Origin of the sequence: Streptomyces sp. A1136 (assembly GCF_004795055.1) — a bacterium.
Taxonomy (GTDB): domain Bacteria; phylum Actinomycetota; class Actinomycetes; order Streptomycetales; family Streptomycetaceae; genus Streptomyces.
Map to the genome: position 1 here is coordinate 1 of NZ_SSBJ01000022.1, position 24,940 is coordinate 24,940.

Consider the following 24,940-nt stretch of genomic DNA (forward strand, 5'->3'; position numbering starts at 1 on the left):
GGCCCTCGTCGTACTCCGGGCAAGGTCCACCGGAGGTCCACCGGATCTCTACTGGCGGGGGAGCGGCTTGCCCGACGTCGCGTCGACCACCTTGCGGTCGCCCAGCGGCTTCTGCAGCGTCACCGTGGCAGACATCTCCTTCGCCAGCATGATGCAGGCCTGCCCCGGCTTGTTCGGGGTGTCGGTGATCTTGACGAGGACGTCGGTTCCCTCCTCCCGCGCCTCCACGGCGTAGGTGCTGCACACCCCGCCCCAGAAGTTCACGGTCAGCTTGCGGTCGGCCTCGGCGTACGAGAACCCGGGCACCGTCCGCTGACCGGCGCTCGGCGCCACGGTCTCGCGCGACGAAGCCGGTTCCACCACCGTGTGGGCCGCCGCGCCCTCCTTGGCGACCGCCTCGAAGAGCCAGGCCGGGACCAGGCCCCGCCCGCCGTCGTCGAGGGTGCCCGCGGCGAGCCCCAGCACGGCCCCGCGCACGGTCTCCGTCCTCGGCGGCTTCATCGGGCGCGGCTCGGGGTTGCAGGGCAGCGTGTCCGTCGCGCCGGTCGGCGTGTCCGGGGTGAGCGGGACGGAGGTCGCGCAGCCGCTCGGGCCGGGGCCGGACCCGCCGGACCCGCCGCTGCGGGCGTTGAGCCGGGCCAGCGCGTCCGCGGCCGTGACCACCGGCTGCTCGGCCGCGCGGACCGGCGCCTTCAGCTCGCCGCTGCCGGCCACCACCGTGCCGTCGGGGCCCACGCTCACCTTGCTGGACCAGCCCTGGGTGGGCAGGCCGCCGATCACCGGGTCCGCCGTCACCACCCGGACCGCGCCCTGGGTGAGGCGGGCGTCCAGCGCGGCGTCGGCCTCACCCGCGCCCGCGAGCACCGGGGCGGCCGCCGACTTGGCCGCCTGCTCGGAAACGGGATCGGCCGTGTCCTTCGCGCCCTGGGGGAGGGTGGCCGGGCCGCAGGTGTCCTGGCCGGGCTTGCAGTTGTCGCCGCCGGAGCCGGAGCCGGAGCCCTTGCCCGCGCCGTTGCCGTCGCCGCCCGGCTGGAAGCGGGTGAAGTTCCAGGTGCCGGGGGCCGTACGGGTGACCGTGAGCCGGGGCCCGGAGCCGTCGGCCGCCTCACCGGCCAGCCACTGGTCGCCGGTGAGCCGGGGCGTGCCGGGGATGCCCAGGGCCGTCGCGAGCCGGGCCACCTCCTCGGAGGTCACCTCGCCGGTCGCGGCGAAGCTCGGGGCGGTGGCCGGGCCGTCGGGGAGCTTGCCGGCGGCCCGGTAGGTCACCCCGCCGCCCGAGGGGTCCGGCTCACCGGGGGCGATGCCCGGGCCCGGCGGCGTCGGCGCCGCGGCACGGGGCGCGGAGGCCGCGCTGTCACCCGTACGGTGGCCGCCCGAGCCGTCGCCGTAGGCCGTGGACGCCCAGTAGGCGGTACCCCCGCCCGCCAGGAGGACGGCCGCCGCGACCGAGCCGACGGCCCAGCCCGGCCGCCGTCGGGTGGGGCGTGATGTGTCGCCTTGTTCGCTGGTCACTGATCGCTCCTTCGCCTGTCCCGCGTGTCTCGACGCGGGTGTGACGGAGCGGACCGCGAACCGGTTCCCCTCGAACGGGTTCCCCTCGAACGGGTCGGGGTCGAACGGTTCGGCGCCGAACGGGTCGGCGCCGGGGCGGCCTCAGTCGCCGTACTCCGTCGTCCCGGCGATGAGGCGCGCCGAAGCGGGCGGGACGCTGACGCCGTGGATCTGCGAGGGCGCCACCGGCGCGGGCCGCGGGTCCGCCGGGACCGCCCAGTGCGGGGCCATCCGGGCGCAGTCGCCCAACAGTCGCGCGAAGCCCGGCCGCGCCCCGGCGGTGTGCTCGGCGTACCCGAAACCATCGGTGTAGGTCATGGAGGGCACGTTAGGCCTGGGCCGCGCGACGAGAAAGACCTACTACGGGGTAGTTTCGACGGGTCGGCCCGGAGCCGTCGACCGGGTAGTTTTGACTGTCCCCTCGCCGTCCCTCGCAGGAGCATCCACGCCGTGCGTATCGCAGTCACCGGCTCCATCGCCACCGACCACCTGATGACCTTCCCGGGCCGCTTCGCCGACCAGCTGGTCGCCGACCAGCTCCACACGGTCTCCCTCTCCTTCCTCGTCGACAACCTCGACGTCCGGCGGGGCGGTGTCGGCCCGAACATCTGCTTCGGCATGGGGCAGCTCGGCAGCCGCCCGATCCTGGTCGGCGCCGCCGGCTACGACTTCGACGAGTACCGGGCCTGGCTGGACCGGCACGGCGTCGACACCGAATCCGTCCGGATCTCCGAGGTGCTGCACACCGCGCGCTTCGTGTGCACCACGGACGTCGACCACAACCAGATCGGCTCCTTCTACACGGGCGCCATGAGCGAGGCCCGCCTCATCGAGCTCAAGGCCGTCGCCGACCGTGTGGGCGGCCTGGACCTCGTCCTGATCGGCGCCGACGACCCCGAGGCGATGCTGCGCCACACGGAGGAGTGCCGTACGCGCGGCATCCCCTTCGCGGCCGACTTCTCGCAGCAGATCGCCCGGATGGACGGCGAGAACATCCGCACCCTGATGGAGGGTGCGACGTTCCTCTTCTCGAACGAGTACGAGAAGGGCCTCATCGAGTCGAAGTCCGGCTGGACCGACGCGGAGATCCTCTCCAAGGTCGGCACCCGCGTGACCACGCTCGGCTCGAACGGCGTGCGCATCGAGCGCGAGGGCGAGGAGCCGATCGTCGTCGGCTGCCCGGAGGAGAAGGCGAAGATCGACCCGACGGGCGTCGGCGACGCCTTCCGCGCCGGCTTCCTGACCGGCCTCGGCTGGGGCGTCGGCCCGGAGCGGGCGGCGCAGGTCGGCTGCATGCTGGCGACCCTGGTGATCGAGACCCTGGGCACCCAGGAGTACACCCTGGCCCGCGCGCACTTCATGGAGCGCTTCGCCAAGGCCTACGGCGACACCGCCGCCGCCGAGGTCCAGGCCCACCTGGCCTAGCGGCCGGACCCCGCCCGCGCTTGGCGCGCGGGCGGGGCGTGCCGTCCGGACTCCCCGCCGCTCGGGACCGGTTACTCGGCTCGGCCGGTGTCCGGACTGCGGGTGCGGCTCCGCCTGGCCGATGCCGTGGCACGGGCCGAGCCCGTAACCCGGCCCCGCCGCGCAGGCCCGGCCCGGGCGGGCCTGCCTCGCCGCCGTTCGAGGCACGCCCGGCCGGGTCCTGCTCTCGGCTCCGCCTGGCCGGTGTCGGGCTCGGCCCCGAGCCCGCCACCCGGCCTCGCCTGCGCTCGGCGCGCGGGCTCGGGCGGGGGGGTGCCGGCCGGCGTCGCTTGGGTTCGAGGCTCCGGGCGTGGCCCGCTGCCGGCCCCGCCTGCGCTCGGCGCGCGGACCGAGGCGTGCCGGTCGGACTCCCCGGCCTTCGGGTCAGGCCTGAGCCGAGCCCGTCACCCGGCCCCGCCGCGCAGGCCCGGTCCAGGCGGGCCTCGCCGGCGTGCGGGCAGCCCCGAGCGGAGCCCGCTGCTCGGCTCGGTCGGCGTGCAGGCACGGCCTCGCCCGCGCTCGGCGCGCGGGCTCGGGCGGGGGGTGCCGGCCGGTGTCGCTTGGGTTCGAGGCTCCGGGCGTGGCCCGCTGCCCGGCTCGGCCGGTGATCGAAGCGGGGCTCCGCCTGGCCGGTGTTCGGGCGTGGGCCCGAGCCGAGCCCGTCACCCGGCCCCGCCGGCCCGCGCGCCGGGCGGAGTCCGGGCGCAGCGGCAAGCCCCCGGTGGCCCCGCCGAGCGTCCGGCGCCGCGCAGCGGCAAGCCCACGGTGGCCCCGCCGGGCCTTCGACCCCGTGCAGCGGTGTGCCCCCGGCCGGCCGAGCCTCCGGTCTGCGCGCAGCGGCAAGACCCGGCGGCCCCGCCGAGCGTCTCGCCTCCGCGCAGCGGCAAGACCCCGGCGGCCCCGCCGAGCGTCCGGCTCCCGCGCAGCCGTGTGCCCTCCGGTCCCGGCGGTGGGGTCGGGCGGCCCCGGCGGGGGCCTAGGTCAGGCGGCGGACCGTGTATGCCGCCCCCGCCGGGCGCGGGGTCTCGCCCACGTACGCGTGGCCGCGCATCACGCACCACGCCGGGATGTCGAGCCGGGCCACCTCGTCGTCGGACACCACCGTCACCGTCCCGCCCACCGGCACCCTCCCGATCGCCCGCGCCAGTTCGATGACCGGCTGCGGGCACCGCAGGCCCAGCGCGTCCAGCTCCACCGACTCCGCGACCGGGGCCGCCTCCTGAGCCGACGGCACCCCGAGACGCGCCCGTATCCCCGACACCGCCCTCGGCAGCGCCTCCAGGAAACCGTTCACCTCCTCGGCCGTGGTCCCCGGCGGCAGCGACACCCGCACGTTCCCCTCCGACAGCACGCCCATCGCCTTGAGGACGTGCGACGCCGTCAGGGTGGAACTGGTGCACGACGAGCCCGACGACACCGAGTAGCCCGCCCGGTCCAGTTCGTGCAGCAGGGTCTCCCCGTCGACGTACAGGCAGGAGAAGGTGACCAGATGCGGCAGCCGCCGCTCGGCGTCGCCCACCACCTCCACGTCCGGGACCAGCCGGGCGACCCGGCGCCTGATCCGGTCCACCAGGACCCGCAGCCGGGCCGCCTCCGCGTCCGCCTCGGCGCGTACGGCCCGTAGCGACGCCGCCGCCGCCACGACGGCCGGGAGGTTCCCGAAGCCGGGGGAGCGGCCCGACTCCCTTTCGTCCGCCGGGCCTTGGGGGGCGAACCTGACGCCCTTGCGCACGGCCAGCAGCCCCACCCCGGGGGGTCCGCCCCACTTGTGGGCGCTCGCGGTCAACAGCGACCAGGCGCCCTCGACCGGTCCCCAGCCCAGCGATTGCGCCGCGTCCACCAGCAACGGCACCCCGGCGGCCCCGCAGACCTCCGCCACCTCCGCCACCGGCTGGACCGTGCCGACCTCGTGGTTGGCCGACTGGAGACAGGCCAGAGCGGTGGTCGGGTCGAGGGCGGACGCGTACCCGTCGGCGGACACCGCCCCCAGGCGATCCACGGCAACCTCCGTCACCGCGCCGCCGGAAGCCGCGTGCGTCTCGGCCGCGTGCAGGACTGAACTGTGTTCGACCGCGGACACCACCAGCCGGTTCCCGACCCGTCGTCGTCCGGCGAGCGCCCCCGCGACCCCCGTGTGAACCGCGTGCGTCCCCGAAGGAGTGAAGACGAGCTCGTCGGCGCGGCACCCCACCGCCTCGGCGGCCGCCTCCCGCGCCGCGTCCAGCAACAGCCGGGCGCGCCGCCCCTCGCGGTACAGCCGGGCGGGGTCGGCCCACCCCTCGTCGAGGGCGGCCAGCAGCGCCTGCCTGGCCACGGGGTGCAGCGGGGCGGCGGAAGCGGAGTCGAAGTACGGCATACGGGCACGCTAACCGCCCGTCCGCCCCACCCGGGTCAGGGCCCGTCAGAACAGGTGTCCCGGCCGCCGTTCAGAGCCGGATGGCCCGTCCCCCGGACGGCGCATCCATCCCTTCGGGGGCAGTAGCGGCGCGTTGGGCACCCTCCCCGCGCGACCCCAAATAGCGTCCAGTAGGGTTTGGTCCGCATAAACATCCAAACCCCTGCCTGCGTCAGGGCCGGCGACCGACCCGAACACGGCCGCGGCCGGCCGCGCGGGCCGAGACTCTCGGGAAGGCGCTACGTGAGTCCCTACGGCTCCGACCGCTCGCCGCGGCGCCCGATGCGGCGGAAGCTGCTGCAGGCGCTGACTGCGGGCGCGGTCCTGGCGACCGCCACTGGTTGCTCGTACAACTGGCAAGACTTCCCCCGCCTCGGAATGCCCACCCCGGTCACGGAGGAGGCGCCCCGCATCCTGTCCCTGTGGCAGGGGTCGTGGGCAGCCGCCCTCGTCACGGGCATCCTGGTCTGGGGCCTGATCATCTGGAGCATCATCTTCCACCGGCGCAGCCGGACGAAGGTGGAGGTCCCCCCGCAGACCCGGTACAACATGCCCATCGAGGCGCTGTACACCGTGGTCCCGCTCATCATCGTCTCGGTGCTCTTCTACTTCACCGCGCGTGACGAGTCGAAGCTGCTGTCCCTCTCCGCCAAGCCGGCGCACACGATCAACGTGATCGGCTACCAGTGGAGCTGGGGCTTCAACTACGTCGAGAACGTCGACGGCGACGGGGCCACTCCGAAGGCGGGTGAGGTTCCCAAGAACCTCGCCAACATCCCGGACCGCTTCACCAAGGACTTCCCCGCGGGCGCCGAGGGCGTCTACGACAGGGGCGTCCCCGGCGAGCGAAACCCGCAGACCGGCAACCCGGGGCCGACCCTCTACCTGCCCAAGGGCGAGAAGGTCCGCTTCATCCTGTCGTCGAATGACGTCATCCACTCCTTCTGGGTGGTGCCCTTCCTGTTCAAGCAGGACGTGATCCCCGGTCACACCAACGTCTTCGAGGTCACCCCGGACCAGTTCGGCACCTACAAGGGCAAGTGCGCCGAGCTCTGCGGCGTCGACCACTCCCGGATGCTCTTCAACGTGAAGATCGTCTCGCCCGCCGAATACCAGGCGCACCTCAAGGAGCTGGCCAAGAAGGGGCAGACCGGCTTCCTCCCGGCCGGCATCAACCAGACGGACTCGGCCCGGAACGCGGAGACGAACAAACTGTGAGCATCCTCAACGAACCTCAGGGTGCCGCCGCAGCCGACTCGTACGAGAACGAGCTGCCGGTACGGCGCAAGCAGCCGGGCAACGTGGTCGTGAAGTGGATGACCACGACCGACCACAAGACCATCGGCACGATGTACCTGGTCACGTCGTTCGTGTTCTTCCTGATCGGCGGCGTGCTCGCGCTCTTCATGCGCGCCGAGCTGGCCCGTCCGGGCTCGCAGATCATGTCGAACGAGCAGTTCAACCAGGCGTTCACCATGCATGGCACGATCATGCTGCTGATGTTCGCCACCCCGCTGTTCGCGGGCTTCGCGAACTGGATCATGCCGCTGCAGATCGGCGCGCCCGACGTGGCGTTCCCGCGGCTGAACATGTTCGCGTACTGGCTGTACCTCTTCGGCTCGACCATCGCGGTGGCCGGCTTCGTCACGCCGAACGGCGCGGCCGACTTCGGTTGGTTCGCCTACTCCCCGCTGTCGGACGCGGTCCGCTCGCCGGGCATCGGCGCCGACATGTGGATCATGGGTCTGGCCTTCTCGGGCTTCGGCACGATCCTCGGCTCGGTCAACTTCATCACCACGATCATCTGCATGCGCGCCCCGGGCATGACGATGTTCCGCATGCCGATCTTCACCTGGAACGTGCTGCTGACCGGTGTTCTGGTCCTGCTCGCCTTCCCGGTGCTGGCCGCCGCGCTCTTCGCGCTGGAGGCCGACCGGAAGTTCGGTGCGCATGTGTTCGACGCCTCGAACGGCGGAGCCTTGTTGTGGCAACACCTCTTCTGGTTCTTCGGCCATCCAGAGGTGTACATCATCGCGCTACCGTTCTTCGGCATCGTCTCCGAGATCATCCCGGTCTTCAGCCGTAAGCCGATGTTCGGCTACATCGGTCTGATCGCCGCGACGATCGCCATCGCCGGTCTCTCGGTGACCGTGTGGGCCCACCACATGTACGTCACCGGCGGTGTGCTGCTGCCGTTCTTCTCCTTCATGACCTTCCTGATCGCGGTACCGACCGGTGTGAAGTTCTTCAACTGGATCGGCACCATGTGGAAGGGCTCGCTGTCCTTCGAGACCCCGATGCTCTGGACGATCGGCTTCCTGGTCACCTTCACCTTCGGTGGTCTGACCGGCGTCATCCTGGCCTCGCCCCCGATGGACTTCCACGTCTCCGACTCGTACTTCGTCGTCGCGCACTTCCACTACGTCGTCTTCGGCACCGTGGTCTTCGCGATGTTCGCCGGCTTCCACTTCTGGTGGCCGAAGTTCACGGGCAAGATGCTGGACGAGCGCCTCGGCAAGATCACGTTCTGGACGCTGTTCATCGGCTTCCACGGCACCTTCCTGGTGCAGCACTGGCTCGGTGCCGAGGGCATGCCGCGTCGTTACGCGGACTACCTCGCCGCCGACGGCTTCACCACGCTGAACACGATCTCCACGATCAGCTCGTTCCTGCTCGGCCTGTCGATGCTGCCCTTCATGTACAACGTCTGGAAGACGGCGAAGTACGGCAAGAAGGTCGAGGTCGACGACCCGTGGGGTTACGGCCGTTCGCTGGAGTGGGCGACCTCCTGCCCGCCGCCGCGGCACAACTTCCTCACCCTGCCGCGGATCCGCTCCGAGTCCCCGGCGTTCGACCTGCACCACCCGGAGATCGCGGCCCTCGACCACCTCGAGGACCACACCGCCGGTGCCACCAAGGCCCTCACCGGCGACAAGGAGGCCGGCAAGTGAAGATCCAGGGCAAGCTGTTCCTCTGGCTCTCCTTCTTCATCCTGATCATGGCCGTCGTGTACGGCGTGTGGTCGAAGGAGCCCGTAGGCACCACCGCGCTCTTCCTGGCCTTCGGCCTGAGCGTCATGATCGGCTACTACCTGGCCTTCACGGCCAAGCGCGTGGACGAGATGGCCCAGGACAACCTGGAGGCCGACGTCGCCGACGAGGCGGGCGAGCTGGGGTTCTTCTCCCCGCACAGCTGGCAGCCGCTCTCGCTGGGCATCGGCGGCGCGCTCGCGTTCATGGGCGTCATCTTCGGCTGGTGGCTCATGTACTTCTCGGCCCCGATCATCGTGATCGGCCTGTGGGGCTGGGTGTACGAGTACTACCGCGGTGAGAACCAGAACCAGTAGCCACACCCCGCAGGACCCGAAGCACGACACCAGGGGCCCGGACACCTCCAACGGAGGAGTTCGGGCCCCTCGTTTGCAGTCACCCCGCGCGCCGTAATTGTCATATCTTCATAGCGTTGGCTCCATGAAGCACTCACCGCGTCTTTGGACGGTACTCAGCTGCTCCCTGCTGGTCGCGTCCCTCGGGGCCGGCGCCACCGCGTGCGGGGGGTCCGACGACAACCCGCTGTCCGCCCGCCCGTACGACGCGGGCGACCACATCGCTTTCAACCAGGCCCCGGGCGGCCGCCCCGTCGACCCCAACAGGCCCCTGGAAGTCACCTCCAAGGGCTCCGGGAACCGGATCACCGACGTGACCGTGGTGGACACCCACGGCCGCCGCCTGGCGGGCGAGCTCTCCGCCAAGGGAGACCGGTGGCACAGCACCGCCCCGATGGCCGCGGGCGTGCGCTACACGGCCACCGTGAGCACGGAGAACGAGCGGGGCGCCCCGGGGCAGCGCACGCTGACGTTCGACACCACCCCGGCCAAGAAGGTCCTCCAGGTGGAATTCGGCCCGGACGCGGGCAAGTACGGCGTCGGACAGCCCATCACGGCCGAGCTGAACGAGCCCGTCCACGACAAGGCGGCCCGCGCCCTCGTGGAGCGCGCCCTGGTCGTGGACGCGCCGTCGGGCGTCGAGGGCACCTGGCACTGGGTGGACGACAAGAAGCTGCACTACCGCCCCAAGGACTACTGGCCCGCCCACTCCACCGTCTCCGTCCGGAGCAACCTGGAGGGGGTCAAGGTCACCGACGACCTCTACGGCACCGCCAGCAAGCCGCTGAAGCTGGAGATCGGGGACCGCGTCGAGGTCACCACCGACGCCGCGTCCCACTACCTCACGTTCAAGCGCAACGGAGAAGTGATCAACACCATTCCGGTGACCACCGGAAAGCCCGGCTTCTCCACCCGCAACGGCATCAAGGTGGTCCTGGGCAAGCAGTACTACGTCCAGATGCGCGGCGACACGGTCGGCATCGGCGGCAGCGAGTACTACAACCTGCCCGTCTACTACGCGACGCGCGTCACCTGGAGTGGTGAATACGTCCACGCCGCGCCCTGGTCCGTCGGTTCCCAGGGCTACGAGAACGTCAGCCACGGTTGCACGGGCATGAGCACCGCCAACGCCGCCTGGTTCTACGAGAACATCAGCGAGGGCGACATCGTCAAGGTGATCAACAGCATCGGCGAGGACATGGACACCTTCGGCAACGGCTACGGCGACTGGAACATGGACTGGAAGGACTGGCGCGAGGGCAGCGCGCTCGTCGGCGGCACCCAGGAAGGCCGCAACGCGGTCGACCAGGCCCGACTGCGCCCGCAGGTCTGAACCGCCCCGGCAGGTACGCCCAGCGGCCCCGAACCGGCCCCCGTGAGCCCCCAGAGGCTCCCGACGGGCCGGTTCCGCTTGAGCGGCGCCCGGTTACGCGTCCAGGGACAGTCGGGCGCGCAGCAGACGCGCCAGGGCCTCCGGGAAGTCCACGGGGTCAACCGGAAGGGTGACGGCCGCGTCCGCGCGGCTCCAGGTGGCCAACCAGGCGTCCTGCGGGCGCCCCATCAGCAGCAGTACCGGGGGACACCGGAAGATCTCGTCCTTGATCTGCCGGCACACGCCCATGCCGCCCGCCGGAACGGCCTCGCCGTCCAGCACGCACGCGTCCACACCGCCTTCGTCCAGCGCCTTGAGGACCGCCGGCAGCGTCGCGCACTCCAGGAACTCCACCGGCGGCAGGTCCGCGGCCGGCCTGCGCCCGGAGGCCGACCGCACCTGCTCCCGGGTGCCCGCGTCGTCGCTGTAGACCAGAACTCGCGCAGTCGCCCGCATTTCGTTCCTCCACGTGTGCCCGTGAATCACGTTGATGTTGCGCGGGATGCTACTCCGTCCGACCCGTTGTCAACATCGGTTCGCGCACCCTCGGGGGCACCGGCCGGCAAGCCGATCTGATGGGCCGTTCGGGCCTTGCACACGCCTCTGACACTCCGAACGGCACCCCCCGGGGTGAGGGCGGGATAAGCGACCGACATAATGTCGGTCGTGGCGACAGCAACGACAGTAGATACCGGGCACGCGCACCCGACGGTCAACCGGCCGAACCTCGTCAGCGTCGGAACCATCATCTGGTTGAGTTCCGAGCTGATGTTCTTCGCGGCCCTCTTCGCGATGTACTTCACCCTGCGATCCGTGACGGGCGCCGAGTACTGGACAGAGCAGGCCTCGGCCTTGAATCTGCCCTTCTCGGCGACGAACACCACGATCCTGGTGCTCTCCTCCCTCACCTGCCAGCTCGGCGTATTCGCCGCCGAGCGCGGTGACGTGAAGAAGCTCCGGACGTGGTTCATCGTCACGTTCGTCATGGGTGCGATCTTCATTGGCGGCCAGGTGTTCGAGTACACCGATCTGGTCAAGGAGGAGGGACTCTCCCTCAAGTCCGGACCGTACGGATCGGTGTTCTACCTGACCACCGGCTTCCACGGTCTGCACGTGACAGGCGGTCTCATCGCCTTCCTGCTGGTCCTCGGCCGGACGTACGCGGCCAAGAGGTTCACCCACGAACAGGCCACGTCGGCCATCGTCGTGTCCTACTACTGGCACTTCGTCGATGTCGTCTGGATCGGCCTCTTCGCGACGATCTACCTGATCAAGTAGCGAACACGTCGCCGGGCGCGCCCGGCAATCCATCCAGAAACACCGACGCAGAAGATCCTGACACCGGGGTAATCCGTGAAAAAGCTCTCCGCACGACGACGCCATCCGCTGGCGGCGGTCGTCGTTCTACTCCTCGCGCTGGCGGCCACTGGGGGGCTTTACGCCGCCTTCGCCCCCGCGGGCAAGGCGCAGGCCGATGAAACCGCCCAGTCCCTCGCCATCGAGGAGGGCAAGAAGCTCTACGCCGTGGGCTGTGCAAGCTGCCACGGAACCGGCGGTCAGGGTTCCAGTGACGGCCCCAGCCTGGTAGGCGTCGGCTCCGCGGCCGTCGACTTCCAGGTGAGCACGGGCCGCATGCCCGCCCAGCAGCCCGGCGCCCAGGTGCCGGCGAAGCCTCCGGTCTACACGCAGGCCCAGATCGACCAGCTGGCCGCGTACATCTCCTCCCTGGGAGCCGGCCCGTCCGTGCCCACCCAGAAGCAGGTCGACCCGGCGGGTGCCGACATCGCGAGGGGTGGCGAACTGTTCCGCAACAACTGCGCGCAGTGCCACAACTTCACCGGCGAGGGCGGCGCCCTGACGCACGGCAAGTACGCTCCCAACCTTGCGGACGTCTCGCCGAAGCACATCTACGAGGCCATGCTCACCGGCCCGCAGAACATGCCCTCCTTCCCCGACAGCACGATGCCGGAGAAGCAGAAGAAGGACATCATCGCGTACCTCCAGAACGTGAACGGCGACAAGTCGGTCAGCCCTGGCGGCCTGAAGCTCGGTGGCCTCGGCCCCGTCTCCGAGGGTCTGTTCGGCTGGATCTTCGCTCTGGGTGCGCTGATCGCTGTCGCCGTCTGGGTCGCGGCCCACACCGCTAAGGCCAAGAAGTCATGAGTAGCCAAGACATTCCCGAAGAGAAGCACCTGCCGAGCGAGCAGGGCGACGCGCACCACGGTGGCGTAGCAGTCGCGGACGATCCGTTCGCCGACCCGGGCATGCCGGTCCACAAGCCGCGCATCCAGGACATCGACGAGCGGGCCGCCAAGCGGTCCGAGCGCGTGGTCGCGATGTTGTTCACGCTGTCGATGCTGGCCACGATCGGCTTCATCGCCGCGTACGTGACCATCCCGGTCGACAAGTACGTCTACATCTTCCCCATCGGGAGGGTGAGCGGCCTGAACTTCGCCCTCGGCCTGACCCTGGGCACGGCCCTCTTCTGCATCGGCGCGGGCGCGGTCCACTGGGCCCGCACCCTGATGTCCGACGTGGAGGTCGCCGACGAGCGCCACGCCATCGCGGCGCCGGCGGAGGTCAAGGCGAAGGTCCTCCAGGACTTCGCCGCCGGCGCGAGCGAGTCGGCCATCGGCCGCCGTCCGCTGATCCGCAACACCATGCTGGGCGCCCTGGCCATGCTGCCGCTCTCCGCCCTGATGATCATGCGCGATCTGGGCCCGCTGCCCGAGGACAAGCTGCGCAAGACCCTGTGGGCCAAGGGCAAGCTGCTCATCAACCAGAACACGATGGAGCCGCTGCGTCCCGAGGACGTGGTCGTCGGTTCGCTGACCTTCGCCATGCCGGAAGGCCTGGAGGAGACCCAGCACGACTTCCAGAACCAGATCGCCAAGGCCGCCCTGATGATCGTCCGGCTCCAGCCGCAGGACATCAAGGACAAGCGGGAGCTGGAGTGGTCCCACGACGGCATCGTGGCCTTCTCCAAGATCTGCACCCACGTCGGCTGCCCGATCAGCCTGTACGAGCAGCAGACGCACCACGTGCTGTGCCCGTGCCACCAGTCCACCTTCGACCTCTCCGACGGCGCCCGAGTCATCTTCGGCCCCGCTGGTCACGCGCTTCCGCAGCTGCGGATCGGCGTCAATGACGAAGGCTTCCTCGAAGCGCGCGGCGACTTCGAAGAGCCCGTCGGTCCTGCATTCTGGGAGCGCGGATGAGCACTGCCACCACCACCGACAGTCAGCGCAAAGCGCCCGCCGGCGAGCGGGTAGCGGACTGGGCCGACGGCCGCCTGGGCATCTACAGCCTGGCCAAGTCGAACATGCGCAAGATCTTCCCGGACCACTGGTCCTTCATGCTCGGCGAGATCTGCCTCTACAGCTTCATCATCATCATCCTCACGGGTGTGTACCTGACGCTGTTCTTCCACCCGAGCATGAACGAGGTCGTCTACCACGGCCCGTACGTGCCGATGCAGGGTGTCCAGATGTCCGAGGCCTTCGCCTCGACGCTCGACATCAGCTTCGACGTCCGCGGCGGTCTGCTCATCCGGCAGATCCACCACTGGTCGGCGCTCATCTTCGTCGCGGCCATGGTCGTGCACATGATGCGCGTGTTCTTCACCGGCGCGTTCCGCAAGCCGCGTGAGGTCAACTGGCTCTTCGGCTTCCTGCTGCTGGTCCTCGGCATGTTCACCGGTTTCACCGGTTACTCCCTGCCGGACGACCTGCTCTCCGGCACCGGTGTCCGCTTCATGGAGGGCGCGATCCTGTCCGTGCCGATCGTCGGCACGTACCTGTCGTTCTTCCTCTTCGGCGGCGAGTTCCCCGGCGGCGACTTCGTCGCGCGGTTCTACTCGATCCACATCCTGCTGCTGCCCGGCATCATGATGGGCCTGCTGGTGGCCCACCTGATCCTGGTCTTCTACCACAAGCACACCCAGTACGCGGGCCCCGGCAAGACGAACAACAACGTCGTCGGCATGCCGCTGCTGCCGGTCTACATGGCCAAGGCCGGAGGTTTCTTCTTCCTGGTCTTCGGTGTCATCGCGGCCATCGCGGCGCTCGCCTCGATCAACCCGATCTGGGCGATCGGCCCGTACCGGCCGGACCACGTGTCCACCGGCGCGCAGCCCGACTGGTACATGGGTATGCCGGAAGGCCTGATCCGTGCCATGCCGGGCTGGGAGATCAACCTGTGGGGCCACACGCTCGTCCTGGGTGTGTTCATCCCGCTGCTGCTCTTCCCGCTGGTGCTGGGCGCGATCGCCGTGTGGCCGTTCATCGAGTCCTGGGTCACCGGGGACAAGCGGGAGCACCACCTGCTGGACCGCCCGCGCAACGTGCCGACCCGTACGGCCTTCGGTGTCGCCTGGATCGCGGAGTACATCGTCCTGCTGATCGGCGGTGGAAACGACATGTTCGCGCAGTACTTCCACCTCTCGATCAACAACATCACGTGGTTCGTCCGGATCGGCTTCTTCGTCGTCCCGGTCCTGGCCTTCATCGCCACCAAGCGCATCTGCCTCGGTCTCCAGCGCAGGGACCACGACAAGGTGCTGCACGGTCGCGAGACCGGCGTCATCAAGCGGCTGCCGCACGGTGAGTTCGTCGAGGTCCACGAGCCGCTGCCGCAGGCGAAGCTGCACACGCTCACCTCGCACGAGCAGTACCAGCCGATCGAACTCGGCCCGACGGTCGACGAGAACGGCGTGGAGCGCAAGCCGAAGGCCACGGAGAAGCTCCGCGCGAAGCTGAGCAAGGGCTTCTACGGGGAGAACAACCAGATTCCGAAGCCCACGGTGGAGGAGTACAAGGAGATCCAGAGCGGCCACGGCCACCACTGATCCCCGCTTGACCGCTTGAGGGATTGATTCAGGTCAATCCTGGTGTCGCCACGGCGAGAGCCCCGTCCAGGGTCTGGACGGGGCTCTTTGCCGTCCCCGCCGGCTGGATAGGCTGAGGGCCTTCCCATTCGACGTGGGCGGCGATTTACGGGGCGGCCCACTAGCGCAGGAGCGGACCATGAACGTTGCGACCCCGGCAGGCGGCGACGGCGTGGCGGCCCTCCCCCAGACTTCGTCCGGGGGGACCCCCACGTGGCCGGGCGTCCTCGACGCCCTGCTGACCGGCCGGGACCTGAGCACCGAGGACACGGCCTGGGCCATGGACCGGATCATGCGCGGGGAAGCCACCGACGCCCAGATCGCCGGTTTCGCCGTCGCGCTGCGGGCCAAGGGGGAGACGGTCGCCGAGATCAACGGGCTGGTGCGGGCCATGTACGCCCACGCCAACCTGATCGAGGTCCCCGGTCGGACGGTGGACATCGTCGGCACCGGCGGCGACGGGGCCAAGACGGTGAACATCTCCACGATGTCCGCGATCGTGGTGGCCGGTACGGGAGCCAAGGTCGTCAAGCACGGCAACCGGGCCGCCTCCTCCGCGAGCGGCGCGTCCGACGTCCTGGAGAAGCTCGGCGTCAACCTCGACCTGACCCCGGCGCGGGTGGTGGAGGTCGCGGAGCGGGCCGGCGTCACCTTCTGCTTCGCGGTGAAGTTCCACCCCGCGCTGCGGCACGTCGCCGCGGCCCGCAAGGAACTGGGCATCCGGACCACCTTCAACTTCCTGGGTCCCCTCACCAACCCGGCGCGGGTCAGGGCCCAGGCGACCGGCGTGGCCGACGCCCGTGTGGCCCCCATCGTGGCGGGCGTGCTCGCCGAACGCGGCTCCTCGGCCCTGGTCTTCCGCGGCGACGACGGCATGGACGAGTTGACGACGACGGCCACGTCCAGGGTGTGGTGGGTGCGCGACGGCTCGGTGACGGAACAGCCCTTCGACCCGCGCGACGTCGGCATCGACCTGGTGGACGTCTCGGCGCTTCGGGGCGAGGACGCCTCGTACAACGCGGACGTGGCGCGTCGGTTGCTGGCGGGTGAGAGCGGGCCGGTACGGGACGCGGTGCTGCTCAACTCGGCGGCCGCCCTCGTGGCGCTCGACCCCGGCACCGGCTCCCTGGAGGAGCAGATCGCGGCGGGCATCGGCCGCGCGGCGGAGGCCATCGACTCGGGTGCGGCCCGGGCGGCCCTGGAGCGCTGGGTGGCGGCGAGCAACGCTTAGGCTCCGGCCGGGCGGTGCACGGGGGCCCATCCCGCCCGGGGTCCGGCGGCCGGAGTCCGGCGCAGCCGGTAGAGGCCCGGGAGGCCGCCTGCGGCCGAGCGGTGCGCGAACGGCGTGAAAGAGGCGACCCCGGTCCAGTATGCGGACCGGGGTCTTGCGCGTGAGGGATCTTGTGGCAGGATGCTGACCAGGTCACGAGTGACAGCGTTTTGGCCCCGGCTCGCTGTCCGGCAACCCTCCTTCCGTGGCGGGGTGCCCCGGGTGATGACCAGGCCGTAGGCAGTGAGGTCTACGGCAAGCGCGGATCCCTCGACACCAGGGATCCTGGTCCTCGAGGAGCGTTTTCCGTGAGCAAGCGAATGCGATAGGGCGTCTCCGCCCCCTTCTTCACCCCTCGGAACAGGGACGCTTGCGCGTACCCGGACCCCGAGGCGTCCCCGTACCCCGGACGGCCGCCGAGCCGTACCCGCGTACGGGCAGAACCCGAAGCCATTCAGCCCTGCCTGCCGGGAGATACCGCCATGTCCGCATCCCTGAACGCCACCGCCGAGCACGCCACCGCAGACCACGCCTCCGCCGAGCGCGTCGCGGACCGGGTTCCCGCCGAAGCCGTGTGTGCCGAGCCGCTGTCCGTGCTCGGCCGGGACGTCACCGTCCCGCTGGTCACCGGCGGCGAGGTCGCCTACGCGGCCCTCGACTACGCGGCCAGCGCGCCGGCGCTCCAGCGGGTCTGGGACGACGTGGCCGCCTACGCCCCGTACTACGGCAGCGTGCACCGCGGCGCGGGGTACCTCTCGCAGCTCTCCACCGACCTGTTCGAGCAGAGCCGGGTCACGGTCGCGGAGTTCCTGGACTGCCGCCCCTCCGACCAGGTGATCTTCACCCGGTCCACGACCGACTCGCTGAACCTGCTCGCCGCCGTGCTGCCCGCCGGCTGCCAGGTCTTCGTCTTCGAGACCGAACACCACGCCTCGCTGCTGCCGTGGGGCGACGCGCGGGTCACCTACCTCGACGCGCCGCGCACGCCCGACGAGGCCGTCGCCACCTTGGAGCTGGCGCTTGCCGCGCGGGAGCCCTACGGCCCGGCGCTGGTGTGCGTCACCGGCGCGTCCAACGTCACCGGTGAGCTGTGGCCGGTGCGGGAACTGGCCGCGGCGGCGCACGCCCACGGCGCCCGCATCGTCCTGGACGCCGCCCAGCTGGCGCCGCACCACCCCGTGTCGCTGCGGGAGCTGGACGTCGACTGGGTCGCCTTCTCCGGTCACAAGCTGTACGCCCCCTTCGGCTCGGGCGTGCTGGCGGGACGGGCCGACTGGCTCCAGGAGGCGGAGCCCTACCTGGCGGGCGGCGGGGCCTCGCGGAAGGTGGCCCGGCGCGAGGACGGCGGCGTGGACGTCGAATGGCACACCACGGCCGCCCGCCACGAGGCCGGCTCCCCGAACGTCATCGGCGTCTACTCCATCGCCTCCGCCTGCCGGGCGCTGACGGAGGCGGGCTTCGAGGGTCTCGTCGCCCGGGAGCGGCAGCTCATCGCGAAGGTCCGCGAGGGCCTGGCGGGGGTCCCGGAGGTCCGGGTGCTGTCCCTGTTCGGGGACGACGCCCCGCGGGTCGGCGTCATCTCGTTCGTGGTGGACGGCTGGAACAGCTCCCACTTCGCCGCCGCGCTGTCGGCCGAGTACGGGATCGGCGTCCGCGACGGCCTGTTCTGCGCCCACCCGCTGGTGCGGACGCTGCTGGGCGGCGAGCCGCAGGCCCAGGGTGAATGCGGGGCCCCGGAGGCGGCGCCGGGGGAGAGGTCTTTGAACGCGATCCGCGTGAGCTTCGGCGCGGGCACCCCGGACGAACACGTGGACCGTTTCGTCCGCGCGGTGCGGGAACTGGTCGCGGACGGCGCGAAGTGGCGGTACCGCACGGAGGAAGGCCGCTGCGTGCCGGTGTCCTGACGCGGCCCCGTCCGGCCGGCGGGCGGGTGCGTACGACGCCCGGGTCGGGCCGGACCGGCGGGCGACGGGAGGGCGCCGGGCACCGCCGCGCGGCGCCGGGCGTCCGGCTCGGGTCCCTTCCCGCGGAACCCCGGCCGGAGGCTACGCGTCGAGGCCGATCGCGAAGGCCGCTTCCAGGTCGTGCTGGGAGTACGTGCGAAACGCCACGTGGGTGTCCGTCGCCTCCACGCCCGGGATCTTGCTGATGCGGCCCGGGATGATGTCCGCCAGGTTCTCGTGGCGGGCGACGCGGACCAGCGCGATGAGGTCGTAGGTGCCGGTGACGGAGTAGACCTCGCTGACGCTGTCCAGCTGCGCGATGGACTCGGCGATCTCGGGGATGCGGTCCACGCTGGTCTTGATGAGCACGATCGCGGTGATCACGGTTGGCTGTCTCCCTCGCTGGCCGTCGCTGGTCGCCTCACTCTAGTCGTACGCCGATACCGCACCCAGGCGTAGGCGAACCCGAGGGAGAACCCCACGACGTGGGCCAGGTAGGCCACCCCCGGACCGCTCGCCGCCCGGTGCGCCGCCAGCCACTGCAGGACGAACCAGAACATCAGTACGATCCACGCGGGGAACCGCAGCGGCAGGAAGAACAGGAACGGGAACAGGCTCGTCACCCGGGCGCGCGGGAACAGGCACAGGAACGCGCCCAGCACCGCCGAGATCGCCCCCGACGCGCCGACCAGCGTCTGGTCGGAGGAGGCGTTGGCCGCCGCGTACGCCGCCAGCGCCAGGTACCCCGTGGTGACGTAGAAGACGAGGAACGCCGGGCGGCCCATCCGCTCCTCCGCCATCGCGCCGAACACGTGCAGGAACAGCATGTTTCCGAGCAGGTGCAGCCAGCTCCCGTGTACGAACAGCGCCGTCAGCGGTGTCAGCAGGGCCCGCGCCGTTCCCCCGAAGAGCTCGTCCGGGACCACGCCCCAGCGCCGGAAGTACGCGGTCCCCGTCTCGAGTAACAGGTCACCCGTGCCGTAGACCGGGTTCAGGCCCGAGGCAGGCCCGAGGACGAACACCACACAGCAGCCCGCGATCAGCGCGCGGGTGACCACCGGGCCCCGCACGGCGTCCCCGAGGGCAGCCTGCCACCTTACGATCATGAGACAGAGCATGACGCAGTAGAGCCCCCGTCCGGGGGGTGCCAGGCCGTAGGGTTACGTGCTGCGGTCCGCCGAAAAGGCCGTCACACGCCCCGACGGCTGCGGCGGGCGGCTTTAATTGAAAGAGCTACGAAGGAGAGAGCGGCCTGATGACGGTTCCCCTGCCGACCGACACCACCCGGTGGCGCTGCACCCTGTGCGGCAACCTCACGCGCTTCGACGTCACCCGTTCGTCGAAGGTCGTCGAGTACGTCCACCTGGACCTCGCCGGGGAGCCCACGGTCGAGGAGCGCGAGGTGGTCAATGAGACCATCGAATCGGTCCGCTGCCGCTGGTGCAACGCGGTGGACCAGATCGAGCTCGTGGACAGGCCGGGCGCGGACTCCTGACGGGAGCCGGGCCCACAGTAGATCACGGTAGGGGTGACGGATTGTGGAGCCAGCAAGCGGCGCTGAGCCGGCCGACGCGGCCGGCGACGCCGCGGAGGTGCTCGACCGCCCGCTGCCGGAAGGCGTCCGGCGCCGGGTCATCGCGCTCGTCTCGGACGCCTTCGGCGGTCTGACGGTCGCGGACCTGCCCGCGCAGCTGCGCCAGTACGCCCGCTTCACCCCGACCCGGCGCGCCAAGTTCGCCGGGAACGCGATGGCAGCGGCCGTGGAGACGGACCCCGTCTTCCGCGGGCGCGTCGCGGAGAAGCTCCGCGACGCCCAGGCGGAACTGGCCGGGGCGCTGGAGTGCGGTGCCCCGCCCGCCGCGGCCGATCCGCAGGACGTGGCGGCCGCCGCGTACATCCTGCGGCCCTCCGGCTGGGTCAAGCTGGTGGCCGCCGCCGGCGAGGAGGTGCAACGCGCCGATGCCGAGCGGGTCGGTGACGAGACCCGGCGCGAGCTGGAACGGCTGCGCGAGGAACTGGCCCACGCGCGCGCGTCGCAGCGCTCGGGTGGCGAGCAGGTGCGGGCCGAACTCGACGCGGTCCGCAAGGAAGCGGAATCGCTTCAGCGCAAGCTGCGCAGCGCCCAGAGCGACGTCAAGCGGGGCGAGGCGGCCCTGCGCAAGCTGACGGCGGAGGTCGACGGCATCCGCGGCGACGCCGCCGCCCGGGTCGCCGCCGCCGAGAGCGAGAGCCGCCGGCTCAAGTCCCGGCTGGCGGAGGTGGAGTCGGCGCTGGAGACCTCGCGCCGGGCCACCCGGGAGGGGCGCAGCGTCGAGGACATGCGGCTGCGGCTGCTGCTGGACACCGTCTTGGACGCGGCGGCCGGGCTGCGCCGTGAGTTGGCGCTGCCGCCCGTCTCCACGCGCCCGGCGGACACGGTGGACGCGGTGGAGCCCGGCCGGATGACGCCGAAGGACATCGCGGCGCGGGCCCTGTCCGAGACCGATCCGGCGCTGCTGGACCAGCTGTTGGCGCTGCCCCAGGCGCATCTGGTGGTCGACGGCTACAACGTGACGAAGACCGGCTACCCGACGATGCCGCTTGAGAAGCAGCGGTTGCGCCTGTTGGGCGGTCTGTCGATGCTGGCCGCCCAGACGGGCGCCGAGATGACCTGTGTCTTCGACGGCGCCGAGCTGGCCGCGCCGGTGCTCCTCGCGCCGCCGCGCGGGGTGCGCGTGCTCTTCTCGAAGGCGGGGGTCACGGCGGACGAGCTCATCCGTCAACTGGTGCGGGCCGAGCCGCCGGGTCGCCCGGTGGTCGTGGTGTCCACCGACCGCGAGGTGGCGGACGGCGTGGCGAAGTCGGGAGCCCGCCCGGTTACGTCCGCCTTGTTGCTGAAGCGGCTTTCGCGCGTTTCGTGACATTCGCCCGGCACAGTGGTGGATGATCCGTTATCGGCAATTACCGGATGGGATGCCGGAATTGGCGGCGCGTCGTGGGAACGCACCGTCAAGTGCCCGGCACCCAGCGTTGACAGCGTGTGAAGAAGTCGGTGAGGGGGCGCTTTTTTGCCCCCGATGATTTGAACTGATCACAGCCGGGTCACTAGGGTCTGCTCAAACCTTCGTGCGGTAGGTCACTCATTCGGAGTGACGGCGAAGGTGCCGCCGAGCGTGTCGTGTTCCGTTCCGGCGGCGTGAGGAAGAAGGAGCTCGCCTTCGTGGCGTCCCACCGTCGACCCAAGCAGCCGAGCCGCTCGCGCGTGACCGCGCTCACCGCCTTCGCCGCCGCGGCGGTCGCCCTCTCCTCGCAGTCGGCCATGGCCGCCCCGGAGAAGCCGAACAAGGACGAGGTCAAGGCCAAGGTCGACGCCCTCTACGGAGAGGCGGAGCAGGCCACCGAGAAGTTCGACGGCGCCAAGGACCGTCAGGACAAGCTCGAAAAGGAGATCGCACAGCTCCAGGACCAGGTCGCGCGCGGCCAGCTCGAACTCAACGACATGCGCAACACGTTGGGGTCGATGGCCAGCGCCCAGTACCGCACCGGCGGCATCGACCAGTCCCTCACGCTCCTGCTCTCCGACGACCCGCAGAGCTACCTCGACAAGGCCTCCACCTTCCAGCAGTTGAGCGCCAAGCAGATCGAGACCATCGGCAGGATCCAGGCCAAGCAGCGCTTCCTCGCCCAGCAGCGCCAGGAGGCCGCCGGCAAGCTCGCCGACCTCGACGCCACCCGCAAGGAGCTCGGCGAGCAGAAGAAGGCCGCGCAGGACAAGCTCGCCCAGGCCCAGGCCCAGTTGAACAGCCTGACCGCGGACGAGCGGGCGCAGCTCAGTTCTCAGGACGCGAGCAGCAGCCGAGCCAGCCGCAGCGCGAGCGGTGGCGGCGGCGCCGCGAAGGGCTCGGGCCGGGCCGGGGCGGCACTCGCCGCCGCCGCGTCCGTGGAGGGCGCCACCTACCACATGGGCGACACCGGCCCCAACTCCTTCGACTGCTCGGGACTGACGCAGTGGGCCTACGCGCAGGCCGGTGTCAGCATCAGCCGGACCACCTATACCCAGGCGAACGAAGGCACGCGCATCGGCCGGAGCGAACTCCAGCCCGGTGACCTGGTGTTCTTCTACGGCGACCTGCACCATGTAGGCCTCTACGCGGGCAACGGCCAGGTCCTCCACGCCTCCCACCCGGCCCCGAACGGCGGCGTCAAGTACGAGCCGATGGACGACATGCCCTTCCAGTTCGGCGTCCGCATCTGAGCGTCCGCACGTGAGACGCGCCGTACACCGCCCATCCGGGCGAATTGCACGGCCGTGATCTGACCCCACGCCCCGCCGGTGACCTGCGTCTGAGGCGGGGCGTCGTCGTGTGCGCCCCTCGCGGGCCGTTGGTCGGCGTGTGGTCGCGCGACTACTGTCTGCCAGCGCGGAACCCGGCACACGGCCGTCCACGGGGGGCGGACCCGGGCTGCGCGCAGCGCAAGGGAGCGGTTTCACGTGGCGTCCCATCGCCGGCCCGGGCTCACCGGCCTCGACCGGAGCATCAAGCTCACCGCCTTCACCGCCGCCGCGGCCGGCGCCGCAGTCGCCCTGACGGGGGCCGTCGCGAGTGCGGCCCCAGGCCTGCCCCAGGAGCCTTCGGCGGGCGCCCGCGCCCAGGTCGACCGGCTCTTCGAGGAGGCCGAGCAGGCCACCGAGCGCTTCAACGAGGCCGACGAGAAGGCCGGCAGGCTCCGGGCGGAGATCAGCCGGGCGCAGGACGCCGTGGCCCGTGGCCAGGACCGCATCAACACCATGCGCGGCGTCCTCGGCGCCTTCGCGGGGGCCCAGTACCGCTCAGGCGGCCTCGACCCCGTCCTCACGCTGATGCTGTCCGAGGACCCCGACGGCTACCTCGACAAGGCCGCCGTCCTCGACCGGCTCAGCGGCCGCCAGGCCCGGCAGCTCACCGAACTGCGCGAGGAACAGCGGCGGCTCGGCCAGGAGCGACAGGAGGCCTCCGGCAAACTGGCGGAGCTGGAGGCGCTGCGCTCGGACGTCGCGGAGCACAAGCGGGAGGTCACGGCGAAGCTCGCGGAGGCCCGTCGGCTGCTGGACGCCATGCCGTCCGAGGAGCGCGCCGACTTCGAGCGGGCCTCGCGCTCTGGCGACCGCCCCGACGCGCTGCCCGACCTGTCCTCGGCCGTTCCCTCCTCGTCCCGGGCCGCGGCCGCCGTGCGCGCGGCCCGCTCCGCGGTCGGCCGGCCCTACGTGTGGGGTTCCACCGGGCCCTCCGGCTTCGACTGCTCCGGGCTGATGGTGTGGTCCTACCGCCAGGCCGGGGTGTCCCTGCCGCGCACCTCCCAGGAGCAGCGGTACGCCGGCCGGCGGGTGCCGCTGTCGCAGGCGCAGCCGGGGGACCTGGTGACGTACCGCTCGGACGCCAGTCACGTCGCCATGTACGTCGGCAACGGGCAGGTCGTCCACGCGCCCTACCCGGGGGCCCGGGTGCGGTACGACCCGGTCGGGATGATGCCGGTGTCCTCGGTGACCCGGCCCTGACGGGCGGGGTGCGTACGATCGGCTGATGCCCCCCGGTCGTCGTCTCGTACGCCTCCTCGCGCTCGTCCCGCTCCTGTGCGCGCCCGCGACCGGTTGCGGCGCGCCGGCCGCCGACACCACGGGTCCCGCCGTCCGCGAGGCCGTCGCCGAGTGGGCCGCGGCCCCGCCCGCGCGGCCGGCCGGCGTCCCGTTTGAGGGGTGGTCGTACGAGGTCACCTCGGTGCGTCGGGACGGTGCGCGGGCCTTCGCGCGGGCGACGCTGCGCTACCGCCTGGCCGGCTACGACAGCGCCGCGGCGGACGCGCCCCGCGAGGTGGAGCTGGTGCGCGGCGGCGCCGACGGATGGCGGGTCGCCGCCGACCGCCCCGCGCCGGGCGCGCCCCCACAACTGTGGGACCAGGGCGCGGTGACGGTGGTACGGGGAGCGCACGCGCTGGTGCTGGGCGTCGGCCGGGACCGGGGGACGCTCGCCGGGATCGCGGCGGAGGCGGACCGGGCGGTGCCGGCCGTCGGCGCCGCCTGGCCGCGACCATGGGCGGGCCGGGTGGTGGTGCTCGCCCCGGCGACCCTCGACGCGATGGCGGCGCTGCTCGGCCGCCCGGCCGACGCCTACCGCGGGCTGGGCGCCGTCACCACCGGCCGGGTGGGGGTCGGACCCGCCCCGGCCGACCGGGTCGTGATCAACCCGGAGGGGTACGCGAGCCTGTCGGAGGCGGGCCGGGACGTCGTCTTGACCCACGAGACGACCCATGTGGCGACCCGCGCCGCGACGACCGCGACGACCCCGCTGTGGTTGTCCGAGGGCTTCGCGGACTGGGCCGCGTACCGGGCCGGCGGCCGCACCCCGGCGGAGGCCGCGCCGGAGCTGGCCCGTGCGGTGCGGCGGGGCGACCTGCCGGGCGCGCTGCCGGCGGACGGGGACTTCGCCTTCGGCGGTGACCCGGAGGCCCTGGCACGGTCGTACGAGGGAGCCTGGCTCGCCTGCCGGCTCATCGCGGCGAAGTGGGGCGACGCGGCCCTGGTGCGGCTGTACGAGGAGGCGGGCCGCGCACCCCTGCCGACGGCCCTGGACGAGACCCTCGGGGTGGACCGGGCCGAACTGACCCGGGCCTGGCGCGAGGCACTGCGGGAGGAGCTCGGATAGGGGCGTCGGGTACGTT

General features: G+C 71.4%; 22 protein-coding genes and 1 riboswitch. Of the genes, 16 read left to right on the forward strand and 6 right to left on the reverse strand.

The features are described from left to right. Positions 1-48: 48 nt before the first annotated feature. Both E6R62_RS21625 and E6R62_RS21630 read right to left on the reverse strand, forming a co-directional pair. Positions 49-1,512 (reverse strand): hypothetical protein, encoded by a 1,464-nt coding sequence (locus E6R62_RS21625; RefSeq protein WP_136215167.1) that lies wholly within the window; start codon positions 1,510-1,512, stop codon positions 49-51. 141 nt (positions 1,513-1,653) lie between these two features. Beyond that, positions 1,654-1,869: a hypothetical protein gene (locus E6R62_RS21630; protein WP_136215168.1), complete on the reverse strand. Its 216-nt coding sequence runs from the start codon at positions 1,867-1,869 to the stop codon at positions 1,654-1,656. A 132-nt stretch (positions 1,870-2,001) separates the two neighbouring features. On the opposite strand from E6R62_RS21630, the gene E6R62_RS21635 reads away from it, so the two are divergent. Further along, positions 2,002-2,976 (forward strand): carbohydrate kinase family protein, encoded by a 975-nt coding sequence (locus E6R62_RS21635; RefSeq protein ID WP_136215169.1) that lies wholly within the window; start codon positions 2,002-2,004, stop codon positions 2,974-2,976. 1,015 nt (positions 2,977-3,991) lie between these two features. Here E6R62_RS21635 and E6R62_RS21640 read toward each other — a convergent pair. Beyond that, on the reverse strand, positions 3,992-5,371 hold the full coding sequence (locus tag E6R62_RS21640) for a cysteine desulfurase/sulfurtransferase TusA family protein (protein WP_136215170.1): 1,380 nt from the start codon (positions 5,369-5,371) through the stop codon (positions 3,992-3,994). A gap of 282 nt (positions 5,372-5,653) precedes the next feature. Here E6R62_RS21640 and coxB point away from each other — a divergent pair, with 282 nt between their 5' ends. The 4 genes from coxB (at position 5,654) to E6R62_RS21660 (ending at position 10,128) form a co-directional block, all read left to right on the forward strand. Beyond that, complete coding sequence (coxB, locus tag E6R62_RS21645) at positions 5,654-6,628, forward strand: cytochrome c oxidase subunit II (protein ID WP_136215171.1); 975 nt, start codon at positions 5,654-5,656, stop codon at positions 6,626-6,628. Beyond that, positions 6,625-8,361, forward strand: coding sequence for a cytochrome c oxidase subunit I (gene ctaD / locus E6R62_RS21650; protein WP_136215172.1), 1,737 nt, complete (start codon positions 6,625-6,627; stop codon positions 8,359-8,361). The genes coxB and ctaD overlap by 4 nt, the downstream gene beginning before the upstream one ends. Beyond that, on the forward strand, positions 8,358-8,756 hold the full coding sequence (locus E6R62_RS21655; RefSeq protein ID WP_136215173.1) for a cytochrome c oxidase subunit 4: 399 nt from the start codon (positions 8,358-8,360) through the stop codon (positions 8,754-8,756). Before ctaD ends, E6R62_RS21655 begins: the two co-directional genes overlap by 4 nt. A 124-nt stretch (positions 8,757-8,880) precedes the next feature. After that, a complete protein-coding gene (locus tag E6R62_RS21660) occupies positions 8,881-10,128 on the forward strand; it encodes an Ig-like domain-containing protein (RefSeq protein WP_136215174.1) in 1,248 nt (415 codons plus the stop codon). Between the two features lie 93 nt (positions 10,129-10,221). Here the strand turns inward: E6R62_RS21660 and E6R62_RS21665 are convergent, their stop codons facing one another. After that, complete coding sequence (locus tag E6R62_RS21665) at positions 10,222-10,623, reverse strand: hypothetical protein (protein WP_136215175.1); 402 nt, start codon at positions 10,621-10,623, stop codon at positions 10,222-10,224. Positions 10,624-10,824: 201 nt separating this feature from the next. On the opposite strand from E6R62_RS21665, the gene E6R62_RS21670 reads away from it, so the two are divergent. The 6 genes from E6R62_RS21670 to E6R62_RS21695 all read left to right on the forward strand — a co-directional run bounded on the left by E6R62_RS21670 (position 10,825) and on the right by E6R62_RS21695 (position 18,226). Further along, entirely contained in the window at positions 10,825-11,445 is a 621-nt protein-coding gene (locus E6R62_RS21670) for a heme-copper oxidase subunit III (RefSeq protein WP_136215176.1), read from the forward strand. Between the two features lie 75 nt (positions 11,446-11,520). Continuing rightward, positions 11,521-12,330, forward strand: coding sequence for a c-type cytochrome (locus E6R62_RS21675; protein WP_136215177.1), 810 nt, complete (start codon positions 11,521-11,523; stop codon positions 12,328-12,330). Next, positions 12,327-13,385 carry a ubiquinol-cytochrome c reductase iron-sulfur subunit gene (locus tag E6R62_RS21680; RefSeq protein WP_136215178.1) on the forward strand — a complete coding sequence of 353 codons (1,059 nt, stop codon included), beginning with the start codon at positions 12,327-12,329 and terminating at the stop codon, positions 13,383-13,385. The genes E6R62_RS21675 and E6R62_RS21680 overlap by 4 nt, the downstream gene beginning before the upstream one ends. Continuing rightward, positions 13,382-15,013, forward strand: a complete 1,632-nt coding sequence (locus E6R62_RS21685; protein WP_136215179.1) for a cytochrome bc complex cytochrome b subunit — start codon at positions 13,382-13,384, stop codon at positions 15,011-15,013. The genes E6R62_RS21680 and E6R62_RS21685 overlap by 4 nt, the downstream gene beginning before the upstream one ends. A 178-nt stretch (positions 15,014-15,191) precedes the next feature. Beyond that, positions 15,192-16,283, forward strand: coding sequence for an anthranilate phosphoribosyltransferase (gene trpD, locus E6R62_RS21690; RefSeq protein WP_136215180.1), 1,092 nt, complete (start codon positions 15,192-15,194; stop codon positions 16,281-16,283). Positions 16,284-16,473: 190 nt separating this feature from the next. Continuing rightward, positions 16,474-16,590: riboswitch (SAM riboswitch) on the forward strand. 214 nt (positions 16,591-16,804) lie between these two features. Next, on the forward strand, positions 16,805-18,226 hold the full coding sequence (locus tag E6R62_RS21695) for an aminotransferase class V-fold PLP-dependent enzyme (protein ID WP_240801804.1): 1,422 nt from the start codon (positions 16,805-16,807) through the stop codon (positions 18,224-18,226). 141 nt (positions 18,227-18,367) lie between these two features. Here E6R62_RS21695 and E6R62_RS21700 read toward each other — a convergent pair whose 3' ends face one another. Together E6R62_RS21700 and E6R62_RS21705 are read right to left on the reverse strand one after the other, a co-directional pair. After that, on the reverse strand, positions 18,368-18,649 hold the full coding sequence (locus E6R62_RS21700) for an Lrp/AsnC family transcriptional regulator (RefSeq protein WP_007263678.1): 282 nt from the start codon (positions 18,647-18,649) through the stop codon (positions 18,368-18,370). Then, entirely contained in the window at positions 18,646-19,371 is a 726-nt protein-coding gene (locus tag E6R62_RS21705) for a rhomboid family intramembrane serine protease (protein WP_136215181.1), read from the reverse strand. The genes E6R62_RS21700 and E6R62_RS21705 overlap by 4 nt, the downstream gene beginning before the upstream one ends. A gap of 149 nt (positions 19,372-19,520) precedes the next feature. On the opposite strand from E6R62_RS21705, the gene E6R62_RS21710 reads away from it, so the two are divergent. The 5 genes from E6R62_RS21710 (at position 19,521) to E6R62_RS21730 (ending at position 24,924) form a co-directional block, all read left to right on the forward strand. Beyond that, the gene (locus E6R62_RS21710; protein ID WP_136215182.1) at positions 19,521-19,760 is read left to right on the forward strand and encodes a hypothetical protein; all 240 of its coding nucleotides are present in this window, start codon (positions 19,521-19,523) and stop codon (positions 19,758-19,760) included. A 40-nt stretch (positions 19,761-19,800) separates the two neighbouring features. Next, positions 19,801-21,165: an NYN domain-containing protein gene (locus tag E6R62_RS21715; protein WP_136215183.1), complete on the forward strand. Its 1,365-nt coding sequence runs from the start codon at positions 19,801-19,803 to the stop codon at positions 21,163-21,165. A gap of 299 nt (positions 21,166-21,464) precedes the next feature. Then, the gene (locus E6R62_RS21720) at positions 21,465-22,499 is read left to right on the forward strand and encodes a C40 family peptidase (protein ID WP_136215273.1); all 1,035 of its coding nucleotides are present in this window, start codon (positions 21,465-21,467) and stop codon (positions 22,497-22,499) included. A 237-nt stretch (positions 22,500-22,736) separates the two neighbouring features. Continuing rightward, positions 22,737-23,780 (forward strand): NlpC/P60 family protein, encoded by a 1,044-nt coding sequence (locus E6R62_RS21725; protein ID WP_136215184.1) that lies wholly within the window; start codon positions 22,737-22,739, stop codon positions 23,778-23,780. 25 nt (positions 23,781-23,805) lie between these two features. Then, positions 23,806-24,924 (forward strand): hypothetical protein, encoded by a 1,119-nt coding sequence (locus E6R62_RS21730; RefSeq protein ID WP_136215185.1) that lies wholly within the window; start codon positions 23,806-23,808, stop codon positions 24,922-24,924. Positions 24,925-24,940 lie beyond the last annotated feature (16 nt).

Coding starts and splice junctions, on each gene's coding strand:
- E6R62_RS21630 (WP_136215168.1), bottom strand. CDS start 1,869: ATGACCTACACCGATGGTTTCGGGTACGCCGAGCACACCGCCGGGGCG.
- E6R62_RS21640 (WP_136215170.1), bottom strand. CDS start 5,371: ATGCCGTACTTCGACTCCGCTTCCGCCGCCCCGCTGCACCCCGTGGCC.
- E6R62_RS21660 (WP_136215174.1), top strand. CDS start 8,881: ATGAAGCACTCACCGCGTCTTTGGACGGTACTCAGCTGCTCCCTGCTG.
- E6R62_RS21665 (WP_136215175.1), bottom strand. CDS start 10,623: ATGCGGGCGACTGCGCGAGTTCTGGTCTACAGCGACGACGCGGGCACC.
- E6R62_RS21670 (WP_136215176.1), top strand. CDS start 10,825: ATGTCGGTCGTGGCGACAGCAACGACAGTAGATACCGGGCACGCGCAC.
- E6R62_RS21680 (WP_136215178.1), top strand. CDS start 12,327: ATGAGTAGCCAAGACATTCCCGAAGAGAAGCACCTGCCGAGCGAGCAG.
- E6R62_RS21685 (WP_136215179.1), top strand. CDS start 13,382: ATGAGCACTGCCACCACCACCGACAGTCAGCGCAAAGCGCCCGCCGGC.
- trpD (WP_136215180.1), top strand. CDS start 15,192: ATGAACGTTGCGACCCCGGCAGGCGGCGACGGCGTGGCGGCCCTCCCC.
- E6R62_RS21695 (WP_240801804.1), top strand. CDS start 16,805: ATGTCCGCATCCCTGAACGCCACCGCCGAGCACGCCACCGCAGACCAC.
- E6R62_RS21705 (WP_136215181.1), bottom strand. CDS start 19,371: ATGATCGTAAGGTGGCAGGCTGCCCTCGGGGACGCCGTGCGGGGCCCG.
- E6R62_RS21710 (WP_136215182.1), top strand. CDS start 19,521: ATGACGGTTCCCCTGCCGACCGACACCACCCGGTGGCGCTGCACCCTG.
- E6R62_RS21730 (WP_136215185.1), top strand. CDS start 23,806: ATGCCCCCCGGTCGTCGTCTCGTACGCCTCCTCGCGCTCGTCCCGCTC.